The sequence below is a fragment of the Clostridioides sp. ES-S-0054-01 genome, from assembly GCA_021561035.1.
Classification (GTDB): domain Bacteria; phylum Bacillota; class Clostridia; order Peptostreptococcales; family Peptostreptococcaceae; genus Clostridioides.
This window is the reverse complement of the sequence record CP067346.1, coordinates 3717305-3733196: the sequence shown is the minus strand read 5'-3', so window position 1 is coordinate 3733196 and position 15892 is coordinate 3717305. Positions and strand designations below refer to the sequence as shown.

The 15892-nt window shown below is 30.4% G+C and carries 20 protein-coding genes; all 20 read left to right on the top strand.

Annotated features, from left to right (window positions below):
• The first annotated feature begins 242 nt into the window (after positions 1-242).
• Positions 243-1847 carry a transcription termination factor Rho gene (rho, locus tag JJC02_17020; GenBank protein ID UDN54539.1) on the top strand — a complete coding sequence of 535 codons (1605 nt, stop codon included), beginning with the start codon at positions 243-245 and terminating at the stop codon, positions 1845-1847.
• Positions 1848-1999: 152 nt separating this feature from the next.
• On the top strand, positions 2000-2200 hold the full coding sequence (rpmE, locus tag JJC02_17015) for a 50S ribosomal protein L31 (GenBank protein UDN54538.1): 201 nt from the start codon (positions 2000-2002) through the stop codon (positions 2198-2200).
• A gap of 144 nt (positions 2201-2344) precedes the next feature.
• Positions 2345-3238 (top strand): DUF1385 domain-containing protein, encoded by an 894-nt coding sequence (locus JJC02_17010; protein ID UDN54537.1) that lies wholly within the window; start codon positions 2345-2347, stop codon positions 3236-3238.
• A gap of 17 nt (positions 3239-3255) precedes the next feature.
• The gene (gene prmC, locus JJC02_17005) at positions 3256-4104 is read left to right on the top strand and encodes a peptide chain release factor N(5)-glutamine methyltransferase (GenBank protein ID UDN54536.1); all 849 of its coding nucleotides are present in this window, start codon (positions 3256-3258) and stop codon (positions 4102-4104) included.
• A gap of 43 nt (positions 4105-4147) precedes the next feature.
• On the top strand, positions 4148-5212 hold the full coding sequence (prfA, locus tag JJC02_17000; GenBank protein UDN54535.1) for a peptide chain release factor 1: 1065 nt from the start codon (positions 4148-4150) through the stop codon (positions 5210-5212).
• A gap of 128 nt (positions 5213-5340) precedes the next feature.
• Entirely contained in the window at positions 5341-6021 is a 681-nt protein-coding gene (locus JJC02_16995) for a ZIP family metal transporter (protein UDN54534.1), read from the top strand.
• Positions 6022-6049: 28 nt separating this feature from the next.
• Positions 6050-7090, top strand: a complete 1041-nt coding sequence (locus tag JJC02_16990; GenBank protein UDN56452.1) for a threonylcarbamoyl-AMP synthase — start codon at positions 6050-6052, stop codon at positions 7088-7090.
• Between the two features lie 16 nt (positions 7091-7106).
• Positions 7107-7556, top strand: a complete 450-nt coding sequence (locus tag JJC02_16985) for a low molecular weight protein arginine phosphatase (protein ID UDN54533.1) — start codon at positions 7107-7109, stop codon at positions 7554-7556.
• A gap of 16 nt (positions 7557-7572) precedes the next feature.
• Positions 7573-8025, top strand: a complete 453-nt coding sequence (gene rpiB, locus JJC02_16980; GenBank protein UDN54532.1) for a ribose 5-phosphate isomerase B — start codon at positions 7573-7575, stop codon at positions 8023-8025.
• Positions 8026-8060: 35 nt separating this feature from the next.
• Positions 8061-8690, top strand: coding sequence for a uracil phosphoribosyltransferase (gene upp / locus JJC02_16975; protein UDN54531.1), 630 nt, complete (start codon positions 8061-8063; stop codon positions 8688-8690).
• 300 nt (positions 8691-8990) lie between these two features.
• Complete coding sequence (locus tag JJC02_16970; GenBank protein ID UDN54530.1) at positions 8991-9806, top strand: EF2563 family selenium-dependent molybdenum hydroxylase system protein; 816 nt, start codon at positions 8991-8993, stop codon at positions 9804-9806.
• A 225-nt stretch (positions 9807-10031) separates the two neighbouring features.
• Positions 10032-10469: a cytidine/deoxycytidylate deaminase family protein gene (locus JJC02_16965; protein ID UDN54529.1), complete on the top strand. Its 438-nt coding sequence runs from the start codon at positions 10032-10034 to the stop codon at positions 10467-10469.
• Between the two features lie 183 nt (positions 10470-10652).
• Positions 10653-10880, top strand: coding sequence for an AtpZ/AtpI family protein (locus JJC02_16960; protein ID UDN54528.1), 228 nt, complete (start codon positions 10653-10655; stop codon positions 10878-10880).
• A gap of 4 nt (positions 10881-10884) precedes the next feature.
• Positions 10885-11271, top strand: coding sequence for an ATP synthase subunit I (locus JJC02_16955; GenBank protein ID UDN54527.1), 387 nt, complete (start codon positions 10885-10887; stop codon positions 11269-11271).
• A gap of 2 nt (positions 11272-11273) precedes the next feature.
• Positions 11274-11978, top strand: a complete 705-nt coding sequence (locus JJC02_16950) for a F0F1 ATP synthase subunit A (protein UDN54526.1) — start codon at positions 11274-11276, stop codon at positions 11976-11978.
• 64 nt (positions 11979-12042) lie between these two features.
• The gene (atpE, locus tag JJC02_16945) at positions 12043-12303 is read left to right on the top strand and encodes an ATP synthase F0 subunit C (protein UDN54525.1); all 261 of its coding nucleotides are present in this window, start codon (positions 12043-12045) and stop codon (positions 12301-12303) included.
• A gap of 122 nt (positions 12304-12425) precedes the next feature.
• Positions 12426-12923 (top strand): F0F1 ATP synthase subunit B, encoded by a 498-nt coding sequence (atpF, locus tag JJC02_16940; protein ID UDN54524.1) that lies wholly within the window; start codon positions 12426-12428, stop codon positions 12921-12923.
• Positions 12920-13465, top strand: coding sequence for a F0F1 ATP synthase subunit delta (locus JJC02_16935; GenBank protein UDN54523.1), 546 nt, complete (start codon positions 12920-12922; stop codon positions 13463-13465). The genes atpF and JJC02_16935 overlap by 4 nt, the downstream gene beginning before the upstream one ends.
• 16 nt (positions 13466-13481) lie before the next feature.
• Positions 13482-14984 carry a F0F1 ATP synthase subunit alpha gene (locus JJC02_16930; GenBank protein ID UDN54522.1) on the top strand — a complete coding sequence of 501 codons (1503 nt, stop codon included), beginning with the start codon at positions 13482-13484 and terminating at the stop codon, positions 14982-14984.
• A 27-nt stretch (positions 14985-15011) separates the two neighbouring features.
• Positions 15012-15890: an ATP synthase F1 subunit gamma gene (gene atpG / locus JJC02_16925; protein UDN54521.1), complete on the top strand. Its 879-nt coding sequence runs from the start codon at positions 15012-15014 to the stop codon at positions 15888-15890.
• The last annotated feature ends 2 nt before the right edge of the window (positions 15891-15892 follow it).

The following is a 15892-nucleotide window of genomic DNA, read 5'->3' as shown; positions in this document are numbered from 1 at the left end:
ATAATAGTTGCATATTTTAAAGGAAAATATTATTATAAGATATAAATATAGTGATAAATTTATAAAAACGTGCTAAGATTGGACTTGAGATACAGTAATATAATAGGTAATAATGTTTTAAATTTTATTTATTGACCATAATGTATAAATAGTGATATTATTAGACTTAACTGTTTAAATAAAACTTTTCTTTTTCATGCCTTCAATTTCCAAAATAAGTATGTATATAAATGAATATATAGATGAGGAGGATTTTTTTGATTTTAGATGATAAAGTATTAGAAGGATTAGGTGGTAAGACCTTAGTTGAGCTACGAGATATAGCTAAAGAATTAAAAATAAAATCAATTACTACATATAAGAAAAATGAGTTAATTGAGATTATAAATTCCAAAATTAAAAATGAGGAAAAAATAAACGAAGAGATTAAAGAAAAAAATGAAGATATTAAAGAAGACATAAAAAATAGAAAAGAAAATATAGAGCGTGAAAGTATAGAAAAAGAAGTTGAATATAAGAGCCCTACCAAATCATACAACAAGAAAGAAATAGATACTCAAAATATTTCCCAAAACCAAGAAAACAGAAATCAAAGAAATGATTATAGTAAGACAACGAATGTAAATGATTGTAATAAGTCATCAAATATGTCTAATAGAGTGGTCAGAAATAATAATAAAAACTATTATATGCCTAAACAGGTTGATGAATCTAAGATAGTAGATGAATTCAATACATCAAAAGAAGATGAAGTAGTAGGTGTGCTTGAAATTCTGCCAGATGGATTTGGTTTTTTAAGGGGTTCAAATTATTTATCTACTGAAGGTGATGTTTACGTTTCACCATCTCAAATAAGAAGATTTAATATGAAAACAGGAGACAAGATTAAAGGAATAACTAGACATCCAAAAAGCGGAGAGAAATTTAGAGCACTTTTATATGTTCAAAAAATAAATGATGAAAACCCTGACACAGCTATACAAAGAAATGCATTTGAGACATTAACACCAATATTTCCAGAAGAACGACTTACACTGGAAACTAATAGAAATGAAATAGCTACAAGAATTATAGATTTAATTTCACCTATAGGAAAAGGGCAAAGGGGATTGATAGTAGCACCTCCAAAAGCGGGGAAAACAGTTCTTTTAAAAAGTGTTGCAAATAGTATAGCTAAAAATCATCCAAATGTTGAACTTATAGTACTCCTTATAGACGAAAGACCAGAGGAAGTTACTGATATGAAAGAATCGATTGAAGGAGACGTTATATATTCTACTTTTGACCAAGTATCAAGTCATCATGTCAAAGTTGCAGAGATGGTGTTAAATAGAGCTCAAAGATTAGTTGAACATGGTAAAGATGTAGTAATTTTACTAGATAGTATAACTAGGTTAGCAAGAGCATATAACCTTACAATATCTCCTACAGGTAGAACTTTATCTGGAGGTATTGACCCTGGTGCACTTCATGGTCCTAAGAAATTCTTTGGGGCAGCCAGAAATATTAGACAAGGCGGTTCTTTGACAATACTAGGAACAGCACTAGTTGAAACTGGTTCTAGGATGGATGATGTAATATTTGAAGAATTTAAAGGTACAGGAAATATGGAATTACACCTAGATAGAAAATTAGCAGAAAAAAGAATATTCCCTGCAATAGATATTTATAAATCCGGTACAAGAAGAGATGACTTATTGCTTGATGATGAAGAAAAGACAGCTCTTTGGAGATTAAGAAGAGAGATGAGTAATAATTCAGTAATGGAAATTACAGACAAAGTCATTGAACTTATAAAAAGAACTAAGGACAATAAAGAGTTTGTAAAATCAATAAAGAATTTGTAAAATCAATAATACAAATGTAAATATAGATTATATGAAGTAATGGAAAAATCACTTGAATGGCATAATAAGTTATGCTATAATAATGTAGTTGATAATGTAAAAAGAAAGTTAATATAATTAATTTTTTTAAATAAAGAGAAGAGGTGACTATAATGCAAAAGGAAATACAACCAAAATACAATCCAGTTGAAGTGCGTTGTGCTTGTGGGAACACATTTGTTGCTGGTTCAACTAAGGACGAAATAAAAGTTGAAATATGTTCAGAGTGCCATCCGTTCTATACAGGAAAACAAAAGAACATAGAAAAAGGTGGAAGAATCGACAAATTCAAGAAAAGATTCAAAATGGACTAATTTTTATAAAAGTGGAGTTGGAGGAAGCCAACTCCTATTTTATTACAAAAAAACATTCATATTCTACTTTAAATTGTCTTTTTGTATTATAATAATAAATATGTAAAATTGAGTATTCTAAATACAATAAAATGAGGTGAGTGGATGGCAAAACAAGCTGTAGGTGGGCAAGCCGTTATTGAAGGTGTAATGATGCAGTCAAAAGACAAAAGAGCAGTAGCTGTTAGAAAAAGTGATGGAGAAATAGCACTAAAAGAAGATAGAATAAAAAGTTGGGTAAGAGATAAGAATATAGATAAGATACCTTTTATTAGAGGTTCTTTTGTTATGATAGATACAATGATTCAAGGTATGAAAAGCTTAAACTTTTCTTCAGAATTTTTTATGGAAGAGGCTGAAGAGGATAGATTTGATTTATTTATAAAGAAAATTTTTAAAGATAAGGCAAATGATATAATTATAATATTTTCATTAGTTATAGCAATGCTACTTTCTGCTGGATTATTCATTTTTATACCTACATTAGTAGGAGGAGCTTTTTCTAAGGTAATGCCTAATGATTTTATGCTTAATTTAATAGAAGGAATCATAAGGATAGCTATATTATTTGCATATATAGTACTGATTTCACGAAGTAAAGATGTAGAAAGAGTCTTTCAATATCATGGAGCAGAACATAAATCTATATATTGCTATGAAAATAATTTAGAACTTACAGTAGAGAACGCTAAAAAATTTAAAAGGTTACATCCTAGATGTGGTACAAATTTTTTATTTATAGTTATGGCTGTATCAATAATATTGTTTGCATTTTTCGGTTGGCCAAATCCAATATTTAGAATATTTATGAGAATTATATGTGTACCTATAGTAGCAGGTTTATCCTATGAAGTAATTAGAATTCTTGGAAGATATGATAATGGATTTACTAAAATTATCGCATATCCAGGAATGATGTTGCAATATTTTACAACAAAAGAGCCTGATGATGAGCAATTAGAGGTTGCTTTAGAAGCATTAAAGGCAGTAGTAGATTAAAGAAAAGGATATTTATTATGACGATAAAAGATATAATTATTAAATATTCAGATACGTTTAAAGATGTAAGTGACACTCCAAGATTAGATACAGAGCTATTGTTACAAAAAATATTAGGTGTTGACAGGCTATATATTCACTTAAATCTGAATAAAGAGCTAACTGAAGAACAAGAAACAAAATTTATAGATTTTTCTAAAGAAAGATTAAATGGAAGACCAATAGCATATATAGTTGAAAACAGGGAGTTTATGGGATTAGATTTTTTTGTTAAGGAAGGCGTACTGATTCCAAGACCAGATACAGAAACTTTAGTAGAAGAGATAATTGAAATATGTAAAGAAAAAAAAGATGTAAGTATACTAGACATAGGTACTGGTTCTGGTGCTATTACAGTAAGTTTGGCTAAGTACATTGAAAATTCTAAAATCATGTCTTTTGATATATCAGAAATAGCCTTAGAAATAGCTAAAAAAAATGCTATTATAAATGAAGTTGGTGGAAAAATAAAGTATATCAATTCTGATTTATTTACAGCAATAAGTGATAGTAACATAAAATTTGATATCATAGTTTCAAATCCACCCTATATTAAAAAACAAGATATAGAAACTCTGCATACACAAGTAAAAGATTATGAGCCATATAATGCTCTTGAAGGTGGAGAAGATGGATTGGACTTTTATAGAAAAATAACAGAACAAGGTAAGAAATATTTAAATAGGTGTGGAATATTAGCATATGAAGTTGGTCATAATCAAGCTGAAGATGTAATAAATATTATGAAAAGTAATGGATATAAAAAAATATATACAAAGAAGGATATTCAAGGCATTGATAGAGTTGTTATAGGTTACAATATATGATATAATCAACAATTGATATGTTACATTTAATCGAGGTGAAAGTATGTTAAAAAAATTAGAGGTATTGGAAGATACATATAAAGACTTAAGTGAAAAAATAGGTGATCCGGATGTAATAAATGATCAAAAAGTTTGGCAAAAGTATATAAAGGAACATGCTGACTTAGAGCCTATTGTTATGAAATACAGAGAGTATAAAGGTGTTTTAGATAGTATAAAAGAATCAAAAGAAATTTTACAAGAAGAGTCAGATGAGGAATTAAGAGAATTAGCTAAAATGGAGTTAGCTGAGATGGAAGAAAAGGTAGAACCTTTAGAGGATGAAATAAAAATATTATTATTACCTAAAGACCCTAATGACGACAAGAACGTTATAGTTGAAATTAGAGGTGGAGCTGGAGGCGATGAAGCAGCTCTATTTGCAGGTGATTTATTTAGAATGTATTCAAGATATGCTGAGAGAAGAAGATGGAAGATAGAATTATTAAGTGCAAGTGATACTGGAGTCGGTGGATATAAAGAAGTATCTTTTATGATAAAAGGTAAGGGAGCATATTCAAGATTAAAGTACGAGTCTGGAGTTCATAGAGTTCAAAGAATACCATCAACTGAATCTGGTGGAAGAATACACACGTCAACTTCCACTGTTGCAGTATTACCAGAAGTTGAAGATGTAGAAGTTGATATAAATCCAAATGATTTGAGAATAGACGTTTTCCGTTCTTCAGGTAATGGAGGACAAAGTGTCAACACTACTGACTCTGCTGTTAGGGTAACACATATACCTACAGGTGAAGTAGTATCTTGTCAAGATGGAAAATCACAACTAAAAAATAAAGAGCAAGCTTTAAAAATATTAAAAGCTAGACTTTACGATAAAGCATTGGCAGAACAACACAAAGATATAGCAGCAGAGAGAAAAAGCCAAGTCGGAACAGGAGACAGATCAGAAAGAATAAGAACATATAATTTCCCTCAAGGTAGAATAAGCGACCATAGAATAAACTTAACTTTATATAAGTTAGATGCATTTTTAGATGGGGATATAGATGAAATGATAGATGCTTTAATTACTGTTGACCAAACAGAGAAAATGACTGCAATATAAGTAATGTGTTAAAGAAGCTGTTTCTTTCTAGAAATTATTTTCTATTTTGAAACAGCTATTTTGTATTTTAGGTCATGTTATCATATTCTACTGTATATAATTGTTATATACAAGTATAGGAGGGTTATATGATACTAAAAGTAACAATGATTGGACTTTTGGCAGGTGTTATAGGGACAGGATTAGGAGGCGTAATATCAGCTATTTTTAAAAGAGAAGTTGATAAATATTTAAATTTCTTTATGGGACTATCTGGTGGAATAATGTTGGCTGTAGTGGTATTTGATTTGATGAAAGAATCAATGGACAAAATGGGGATAATCAATACAGTCATATTTACGTTTGTTGGAGCTCTCATAACTATGTACATAAAAACAAAATTGGATATGTCTGGAAGTGTGGCATCTGGATATCTTATATTCATAAGTATATTACTACATAATTTACCAGAGGGACTAGCTATTGGTTCTTCTTTTATGTCAACTGAAAGTTTGGGTATTACTCTTGCTATAGTTATAGGTCTACATAACATACCAGAAGGATTGGCTATGGCATTGGGATTAGTTTGTAATAAAATGAAACTAGGTAAAGTTATTTTATTTACTGTAATAGCTGGGTTGCCTATGGGTTTAGGAAGTTTTTTAGGTGTTTATTTTGGAGGAGTATTTACTTCTCTTATAGGTGTATTTCTTGCCACAGCAGGAGGTACAATGATGTATGTTGTATTGGAAGAAATTTTTCCGAATTCAAAAAGTGTGTATTGTATAATTGGTTTTTTGTTAGGTACAATAATTGTAAACTATATATAAAATTAAAATGAAAGCAGGCATACAAAAGATGAAAACTATTATAAGTAATATTGATATAAATAATATTGATTATGAGGAAATAAGAATACAAGCAAAACTTCTTAGAGAAGGTAAGACAGTTATTTTTCCAACGGAGACAGTGTATGGTCTAGGTGCAAATGCGTTAGATGAAAATGCAGTAAAGAAAATTTATGAGGCTAAAGGAAGACCAAGTGATAATCCATTAATAGTACATATATATGAAAAAGACGAAGTCTATGATTTAGCCAAAGATATAAGTGATAAGGCTAAACTTGTTATAGAAAAGCTTTGGCCAGGACCTATAACAATAATATTAAATAAGAAAGATATAATCCCATATAGAACTAGTGGAGGGCTTGATACAGTTGCAATAAGGATGCCTTCTAATGTTATTGCCAGGGCAATAATAAGAGAAGCTGGTGTACCTATTGCAGCTCCTTCTGCAAATATCTCAGGTCGACCATCTCCAACAAAAGCAAAACACGTATATGAAGAGATGAATGGAAGAGTAGATGGAATAGTTTTAGGAGGAGATAGTAATTTTGGATTGGAGTCAACTGTATTAGACCTAACAGAAGAAACTCCTATGATATTGAGACCAGGAAGTATAACTAAGGAAGTTTTAGAAGAACTTCTTGGAGAAGTAAAGCTTGACCCATCATTAAGTAAAAATGAAGATAATCAAAAAGCTAAAGCTCCTGGAATGAAATATAAACACTATTCTCCAAATGCAGATGTATATATTATATCTGGAAAAAGAGAAAATGTAGCAACAAAGATTAATGATATGATAAAATCTAATAGAGAAAAAGGTCTAAAGACAGGTGTAATGTGTATTAGTAGAAACCGAGAGTTTTATGATGGGGAAGTAATAGATTTAGGAAGTTCTCTTGAAGAAATTGCAAGTAATCTGTTTGATGCCCTTATAGAAATGGATAAAAAGGGTATTGATGTCATATACTCAGAAGAGTTCCCTAAGACTGGAGTTGGACAAGCAATTATGAATAGACTACTGAAGTCAGCAGGGTACAAAGTAATAAAGGCTTAAAAGGGAGTTGTAAAATATGAATATACTTATTGTATGTACAGGTAATACTTGTAGAAGCCCTATGGCTGAGGCTATATTAAAGAAGGCAATTGAAGAATCGGGAAGAAATATTGAAGAATATTGCATATCGTCAGCAGGTATATCTACAGTAGATGGTATGAACGCTTCTAAAAATTCTATAGAAGTGTTAAAAGAATTAGGGATAGACTTATCAAATCATAAAAGTAAAGTAATTACTAAGGAATTAATTGATAAATCAGATATAATACTAACAATGACTAAGTCTCATAAAGAAATTTTAGTACAAGCGGTTCCAAAATGCAAAGAAAAAGTGTATACTTTTAAAGGGTTTGTAAATGAAAATGATGCAGATATATCTGACCCATTTGGTGGAAATTTAGGTACTTATAGGGATACTATGAACGAAATAATGTATTCTGTCAACGAAATAGTAAAAAAAATATGAATTGGAGGATAAACAAATGAAGATAGGGTTAGGTTGTGACCATGGAGGATATAATTTAAAAAAAGAAATAATAAACTATTTGAAAGATAAAGGCATAGAATGTGTAGATTATGGAACTAATAATGCAACAGATTCTGTTGATTATCCTGTTTATGGAGAGATAGTTGCAAATGCAGTTATAAATAAAGAAGTAGATTATGGAATATTATGTTGTGGTACAGGAATAGGAATATCTTTAGCTGCTAATAAGGTTCCTGGAATAAGATGTGCAGTTGTATCAGATGTATTTTCTGCAAAAATGTCAAAAGCACATAATGATGCAAATATGCTGTCATTAGGTGAAAGAGTTTTAGGAAAAGGTCTAGCACTTGAAATAGTTGAGGCGTGGATTAATACAGATTTTGAAGGTGATAGACATGCTAGAAGAGTAAATATAATTAAATCAATAGAAGAAAAACACAATAAATAATAAAAATTACAGTTTTATCAGGAGGAATTATTAAAATGAGCAAAGTGGTAGAGACAAACCATCCATTAATACAACATAAATTAACTTTAATGAGGGATAAAAATACTGGTTCTAAGGACTTTAGAGAACTTTTAACTGAAATTGCAATGTTAATGGGATATGAAATAACAAAAGATATACCATTAAAAGATGTAGAGGTAGAAACTCCTATTCAAAAGACCTCATCTAAAGTAGTTGCAGGTAAAAAATTAGCAATAATTCCAATTTTAAGAGCAGGTCTTGGAATGGTAGATGGATTAGTAAGTTTAATGCCAGCAGCCAAAGTTGGACATGTAGGACTATATAGAGACCCAGAAACATTAAAACCAGTTGAATATTATTGTAAGCTTCCTCAAGATATAGGAGAAAGAGATATAATAGTAGTTGATCCTATGCTTGCAACAGGAGGGTCTGCTGTAGCAGCTATAGATTTACTTAAATCTAAAGGAGCTAAAAGTATAAAATTAGCTAACTTAGTAGCTGCACCAGAAGGTATAGCAGAAGTACAAAAATATCATGATGATGTTGATATATATGTTGCATCAGTTGACGAAAGATTAAATGAACATGGATATATAATTCCTGGTCTTGGTGACGCTGGAGATAGATTATTTGGAACTAAGTAAAAATAAATAACCATAAATATTTCTTAGGGATTTTCTTATATAGTGGATATAATTTTATGTAAGAAGGTTCCTTTTTATATATGTTTTCTCAAAATAAGAATTCTTGAATTGATAATTTTCTTGAATTGAGAATAAAAAGTTTTTACCAATTAAAAAAGAATGTTTATTTTACAGGATTCTATATAATAGTCGTTCATTTCAATGTGGCATGTTAGTTGCTAACGATTAAGTTTATATGTATTAAATGTGTCAGTTAAATTAAGAATGGAATATTAATAATATTATTGGGAGTGGTAATACATGAAGAATTGTATAGTGGTAAGAGGGGCTGGAGATTTAGCAACAGCAGTTATTCATAAATTACACAATAGTGGTTTTAAAGTAGTTGCCCTAGAAATAGAAGAGCCATTAGCTATAAGAAGGCAAATTTCTTTTTGTGAGGCTGTTTATGAAAAGAAGGTAACTGTTGAAGGTGTAGAGTGCATACTTTGTAACACTGAAAAAGAAATTGAAGAAACTTTATCTCAACATAAAGTAGCATTGATTATAGACCCAAAAGGAGAAAAATTACCTAAGCTAAATCCAATCGTTTTGGTTGATGGGATACTAGCTAAGAAAAATTTAGGCACGACTAAAGATATGGCACCACTCACAATAGCCTTAGGTCCTGGCTTTTTTGCAGGAGAAGATGTAGATGTTGTTATAGAGACAATGAGAGGTCATAATCTAGGAAGAATAATAACTAATGGTAGAGCAGAAAAAAATACAGGAGTGCCAGGAGCAATAAAAGGTTTTTCTAAAGAGAGGGTAATGCATTCACAGTACAATGGGATAATGGAAAATGTATGTAAGATAGGTGATATAGTTGAAAAGGGAGACTTACTTTGTTATATTAATGATTATGAAAAAAAATATGAAGTTAGAGCGACAATATCTGGAGTCCTTAGAGGATTGCTAAAAGATGGAGCAAAGGTAAATAAAAATTTAAAAATATTAGATATAGACCCTAGAAAAGAAGAAGTTAAGAATGCTTTTACAATATCAGATAAAGCTAGATGTATAGCTGGAGGGGTTTTAGAAGCAATACTAAACAATGGAATTTATCCAAAAAATTAATTTATATTAGATAAAGCTATTAATATTTTATTAAGATGATGTAATAAATTTAATAGATTAAATAGAGCATATAACGGGTATTTAAAATTTAAATGATAAAAATGCTCTTTTTTTATTGGACATTCAATTGACATGTGTATATAATATAAAAATAAGTATTTATTTAGGTTGAAATCTAATAAATATATAGTACCAGTACATAAGCAAAGAGGAGAAAAGTAAATTATGAGACCATCATGGGATGAATACTTCATGGAAATTGCAGAAGTAGTGAAAAAGCGTTCAACTTGTATTAGAAGACAAGTAGGTGCTGTCATTGTAAGGGACAAACAAATATTAACAACTGGATATAATGGTTCTCCAAGAAATCTTGAACACTGTGAAAATATTGGATGTAAAAGGCAGGAGTTAAATATTCCTTCAGGAGAAAGACATGAATTGTGTAGAGCATTACATGCTGAACAAAATGCCATAATACAAGCTGCCCATAATGGTATTAGTGTAGATGGGTCTACTTTGTATGTTACTACAAGACCTTGTGTTTTGTGTGCAAAAATGTGCATAAATGCAGGGATATTAAAAATTGTTTATGAAGGTGATTATCCAGATGATATGTCTACAGAATTATTAAAAGAAGCGGGAATAGAACTTATAAAATTTTAGTGGCAAAATTGAGATGACAATAAATGCTAAATTATGACACTGAAATACAATGACATATTATGATTAAAAGAAAATGTTTGAAAAATAATCAGATTAGTAGTAAGATATATTTTATAATTAAATAAATTTATGAGATAGATTAATTACATGTTATTTATTTTGTAATAATGAGGGATACTATTTATGAGTAAAAGAAATACACATATAGAAATTGCAAAGTTGTTTAGTTTAATAAGTCAAATAGGATTGATGATTGTAATATCAATATTAGGATGTACTTTCTTAGGAAAATTTTTAGATAGTAAATTAAATACTACTCCAGTTCTTACAATAATATTTTTATTGTTAGGTGTTGGAGGTGCTTTCAGTGGTGTTTATAAAACTCTAATAGTATATACACGAAGGAAGTGATATATTGGACATAAAATTACTCAACCAGGTAAGGTCAGTAACAAAGGGTATAGTGATATTTGATGTAGTTTTAATTGTGCTAATGTTGATAACATCAACATTAAGTAAGCCAGTATTATTAGGACTTATATTTGGCTCTATAATAGCTATGTTAAATTTTAGATTATTAGCGATATCACTGGAAAAATCAGTGACATTTTCCGCTGGAAAGGCACAAGCTTATGCGTCAGCACAATATACCATTAGATTATTTATAATGGCAGTTGTTCTAATTGCTTCAGCTAAGGTACCGCATTTAAATATAATCGGAACAGCATTGGGATTATTGAGTACAAAGTTTGTCATATTATCAAAAAACTTTATAAATAAATTAAAGAGGAAGGAGGCATAAGTATGAGTCAAGCGCATTATTATCTCATAGGAAACTTTAAGATTAGTGAAACAATACTAGTAAGTTGGGGAATAATGGCCTTTTTAGCGATAGCATCTTATTTTTTGACTAGAAACTTAAAAAAAGTTCCAACTAGCAAAATTCAAATATTTTTAGAATTTGCAATAGGTGGTCTTGCTAAAATGGTTACAAATGTTATGGGTAAGAATACAATAAAAAGAATGCCATATATGATACCATACATAGGAAGCTTATTTTTATTTTTCGCATGCTCAAATTTAAGTCCATTACTTGGATTAAGGTCACCAACAACCGACCTAGATACAACTGCTGCATGGGCAATGATTACATTTTTTATGATTTATTTTGCAGGAGTTAAATTTAAGGGGTTGTCATACTTTAAAGAATTGGCTCAGCCACTTGCCATAATGTTACCAATCAATATTATAGGTGAGCTAGCTAGACCAATATCATTAAGTTTCCGTCCATTTGGGAATATTTTAGGTGGAACAATAATAATGGGTCTGTTTTATCAACTTTTAGGTTTTATATCTAGCTTAATACCTGGATTATCAATACCAATTGGACAGATATTAATACCAGTCCCATTACACTTGTATTTTGACTTATTTGCAGGATTGTTACAAGCATATATATTCATAATGTTAACAATGGTATTTATATCAAGTGCAGGAGAATTAGATTAAGAAATCAGCTTATATTAAGATAAAAAATAATTTAAAAAATTAAAGTTTTAAGGAGGAAATAATTATGGAAACAGCAATAGTAGCGGCAGCATCAGCAATAGGAGCAGGAATAGCAGTTGCAACAGGTATAGGTGCAGGTATAGGTCAAGGTGTAGCAGCAGGTAAAGCTGCAGAAGCAGTAGGAAACCAACCAGAAGCTAAAGGAGATATAACTTCAACTTTATTACTAGGAGTTGCTATAGCAGAGTCTTCAGCAATATACGGTTTGGTTGTATCAATAATACTTCTATTCGTAAATCCATTCTTTAAATACTTAGGAATGTAGATTTAGTCCTTAAATATTTTGAGATAGGTTTATAGGTAAATCATCTCAAACTTATAATCATGAGAAGAGTTTTATCTTCTCGTGATTATAAGTAGTTATGATTTATGGAAAGGAGGATAATTATGGAGAAAGCACTAGTAGGTATAACATGGGAATTTGTGTTCCAGATTGTTAATACCTTTATAATATTTTTACTTCTGAGAAAGCTTTTATTCAAGCCAGTATTAAATATAATTGAATCAAGAGAAAATGATATTAAAAATGATTTGGCAGAAGGCGAAAAAGCAAAAAATGAAGGTTTAGCTCTGAAAAAAGAATATGAGTCAAAAATCAATTTTGCTAAAGATGAAGGTCAAGAAATAATAAAACAAGCAACTATAAGAGCAGAACAGAAATCAGATGATATAGTAAATACTGCAAAGAAAGATGCTCTTGATATAAAAGAAAAAGCAAACAAAGATATAGAACAAGAAAGACAAAAGGTTATAAATGAAATCAAAAATGATATATCTAACATAGCACTACTTGCAGCATCTAAAGTTATTGAAAAAGATTTAGATAAATCTAAACATGAGGAATTGATAGAAAACTTTATAAAAGAGGTAGGGGAAGCTAAATGATAAATGTAATAGCAAATAGATATGCAGAAGCCCTATTTCAATTAGGAGAAGAAGAAAATTCGACTGACGTCTTATTCAAAGAGCTAGAAAAAGTAGTAGATATGATGACTAAAGTTAGTAAAGATTTCTACAAAGTTTTAAAATCACCATTAGTTTCAAAATCAGAAAAGAAAAACTTGGTAGAAATTATTTTTAGTAATGAAGTAAATTCTAACATAAAAAACTTTTTAAAAGTTCTAGTGGATAAGGATAGAATATCATATTTAGAAGATATCGAATTAGCTTATAAAGAATTATTAAATAAGAAAAATAACATAATTGCTGGTGTAGCAATAAGTGCTATTCCAATGAGTGAAACAGATATTAAAGAACTTGAAGTCAAACTTTCAAATAAATACAACAAAAATGTTACTATAGAAAATGTTGTTGACAAGACTATACTAGGGGGAGTCCTAGTTAGAATTGGAAATGAACAGATAGATGGCACTGTAAAAACTCGTCTGGATAAGATGAAAGAAAAGCTATCTGAAGTAATATCTTAAGAATGGCGGTGAACCCATGAACTTAAAACCTGAAGAAATAAGTTCTATAATTAAACAGCAAATAAAAAATTATGAGAATAAAGTTGAGTTGACAGATACAGGTAGTGTTTTAACAGTTGGGGATGGTATAGCGAGTGTATATGGATTAGAAAAAGCTATGTCTGGTGAGTTATTAGAGTTCCCAGGTGAAATATATGGTATGGCACTTAACTTAGAAGAAGAAGTAGTTGGAGCTGTTATACTTGGAGATGACAGTGGAATAAAAGAAGGCGATATAGTTAAGAGAACTGGAAGAATAGTTGAAGTTCCAGTTGGAGAAGCTTTAATAGGTAGAGTTGTAAACGCTCTAGGTCAACCAATAGATGGAAAAGGACCTATAGCATATACAAAAACTAGACCAGTTGAATCTGAAGCACCTGGTATAATAGATAGAAGGTCTGTTTATGAACCATTACAAACAGGAATCAAATCAATAGATTCAATGATACCAATTGGTAGAGGTCAAAGAGAACTAATAATAGGTGACAGACAAACTGGTAAAACATCTATAGTTATTGACACTATATTAAATCAAAAAGGAAAAGATGTTATCTGTATATATGTAGCAATTGGGCAAAAACGTTCTACTATAGCTCAATTAGTTAGCTCTTTAGAAAAAGGTGGAGCTTTAGATTATACAATAGTAGTTTCAGCAACAGCATCTGAATCAGCACCACTTCAATATATAGCACCATATGCTGGTGCAGCTATGGGTGAAGAATTTATGTACAATGGAAAACATGTACTTATAGTGTATGATGATTTAAGCAAACAAGCCGTTGCATATAGAGAAATGTCATTGTTACTTAGAAGACCACCAGGACGTGAGGCATATCCTGGAGATGTATTCTATTTACATTCAAGATTACTTGAGAGAGCAGCTAAGTTATCTGATGAATTGGGTGGAGGTTCAATGACTGCTTTACCTATAATAGAAACTCAAGCTGGTGACGTTTCAGCGTATATACCAACCAATGTTATATCTATAACAGATGGTCAAATATACTTACAACCAGAGTTATTCTATTCAGGTGTAAGACCAGCAGTTGACCCTGGTATATCAGTATCAAGGGTTGGTGGTTCTGCGCAAATTAAAGCAATGAAAAAAGTTGCAGGTACATTAAAACTTGCATATTCACAATATAGAGAACTTGCAGCATTCTCACAATTTGGTTCTGACTTAGATGAAGATACTAAAAAGAGGCTTGCTCAAGGTGAAAGAATTGTTGAGATATTAAAACAAGGTGAGCATCAACCAATAAAAGTTGAAAATCAAGTTATGATAATATATGCTGTTATAAATAATCATCTAGAGGACATTCCAATAGATAATATAGCTAGATTTGAATCAGAATTGTATGCATTTGTAGATAATAATTATCCAGAAATATCAAGAAAAATATTAAGTGGAGAGGACTTCACTCATGATTTAACAGATGCAATAAATGAATTTAAAGAAAAGTTTGTTGTTGAAGTATAATCCTTTTTAAAAAAGGAGGTAAATTAATTGGCAGGAGCTGGAATTAAAGCAATCAAAACACGTATGGGAACTGTTGAAAGTACAAAGCAAATAACTAAAGCGATGGAGCTAGTTGCATCTTCTAAGCTTAGAAAAGCAAAAGAAAAAGCTGAAGATTCAAGAGAATATTTTAATACTTTATACGATACAGTAAAAGATATTGCCCAAACAACACGTGGAGTTAGAAATGAATTTTTGAAAGAAAGAGAAGTAAAAAATAAGTGCTATATAGTAGTAGCTGGAGATAGAGGGCTTGCAGGTGGATACAATTCTAATATATTAAAGGAATCTGTATCTCATATGGAAGGTAAAAAGGAAACAGTTATTACTGTTGGAAAGAAAGCTCATGAATTCTTTACTAAAAGAAACTACAATATAGTAAAAGATATAAATAGTGTTGAAGCTTGTGGATACGAAGATGCGATAGAAATTTCACAAACTGTTATTGACTTGTATAAAAAAGGTGAAATAGATGAGGTTTATATTGCTTATACAAAATTTAAATCAGCTTTATCACAGGAAGTTAAAATTTTAAAATTGCTTCCATTAGTTTTTGAAAAAGATACGGATGAACAAGGAAATGTAATAAAAGAAGAAAAACAAAATAAATCAAAAGTACAATATATACCATCAGCAGAAGCAGTTTTAAGTTATATTGTACCTCAATTCATATCAGGTACAGTATATGGTGGAATTTTGGAATCTTTTGCATCAGAGCAAGGTGCTAGAAGAACTGCTATGGAATCAGCCACAGACAATGCGAATGAAATGCTATCTAATTTAGAGTTAAGTTATAACAGAGCAAGACAGTCAGCTGTAACTCAAGAGATAACAGAGATAGTTGGTGGAGTTGAAGCTCTAAAATAGGG

Coding starts and splice junctions, on each gene's coding strand:
- JJC02_16995 (UDN54534.1), top strand. CDS start 5,341: ATGATACTAAAAGTAACAATGATTGGACTTTTGGCAGGTGTTATAGGG.
- JJC02_16950 (UDN54526.1), top strand. CDS start 11,274: ATGAGTCAAGCGCATTATTATCTCATAGGAAACTTTAAGATTAGTGAA.
- rpiB (UDN54532.1), top strand. CDS start 7,573: ATGAAGATAGGGTTAGGTTGTGACCATGGAGGATATAATTTAAAAAAA.
- prfA (UDN54535.1), top strand. CDS start 4,148: ATGTTAAAAAAATTAGAGGTATTGGAAGATACATATAAAGACTTAAGT.
- JJC02_16965 (UDN54529.1), top strand. CDS start 10,032: ATGAGACCATCATGGGATGAATACTTCATGGAAATTGCAGAAGTAGTG.
- JJC02_16960 (UDN54528.1), top strand. CDS start 10,653: ATGAGTAAAAGAAATACACATATAGAAATTGCAAAGTTGTTTAGTTTA.
- JJC02_16985 (UDN54533.1), top strand. CDS start 7,107: ATGAATATACTTATTGTATGTACAGGTAATACTTGTAGAAGCCCTATG.
- prmC (UDN54536.1), top strand. CDS start 3,256: ATGACGATAAAAGATATAATTATTAAATATTCAGATACGTTTAAAGAT.
- JJC02_16930 (UDN54522.1), top strand. CDS start 13,482: ATGAACTTAAAACCTGAAGAAATAAGTTCTATAATTAAACAGCAAATA.
- JJC02_16970 (UDN54530.1), top strand. CDS start 8,991: ATGAAGAATTGTATAGTGGTAAGAGGGGCTGGAGATTTAGCAACAGCA.
- atpF (UDN54524.1), top strand. CDS start 12,426: ATGGAGAAAGCACTAGTAGGTATAACATGGGAATTTGTGTTCCAGATT.
- rpmE (UDN54538.1), top strand. CDS start 2,000: ATGCAAAAGGAAATACAACCAAAATACAATCCAGTTGAAGTGCGTTGT.
- upp (UDN54531.1), top strand. CDS start 8,061: ATGAGCAAAGTGGTAGAGACAAACCATCCATTAATACAACATAAATTA.
- JJC02_16935 (UDN54523.1), top strand. CDS start 12,920: ATGATAAATGTAATAGCAAATAGATATGCAGAAGCCCTATTTCAATTA.
- JJC02_17010 (UDN54537.1), top strand. CDS start 2,345: ATGGCAAAACAAGCTGTAGGTGGGCAAGCCGTTATTGAAGGTGTAATG.
- rho (UDN54539.1), top strand. CDS start 243: ATGAGGAGGATTTTTTTGATTTTAGATGATAAAGTATTAGAAGGATTA.
- atpE (UDN54525.1), top strand. CDS start 12,043: ATGGAAACAGCAATAGTAGCGGCAGCATCAGCAATAGGAGCAGGAATA.
- JJC02_16990 (UDN56452.1), top strand. CDS start 6,050: ATGAAAACTATTATAAGTAATATTGATATAAATAATATTGATTATGAG.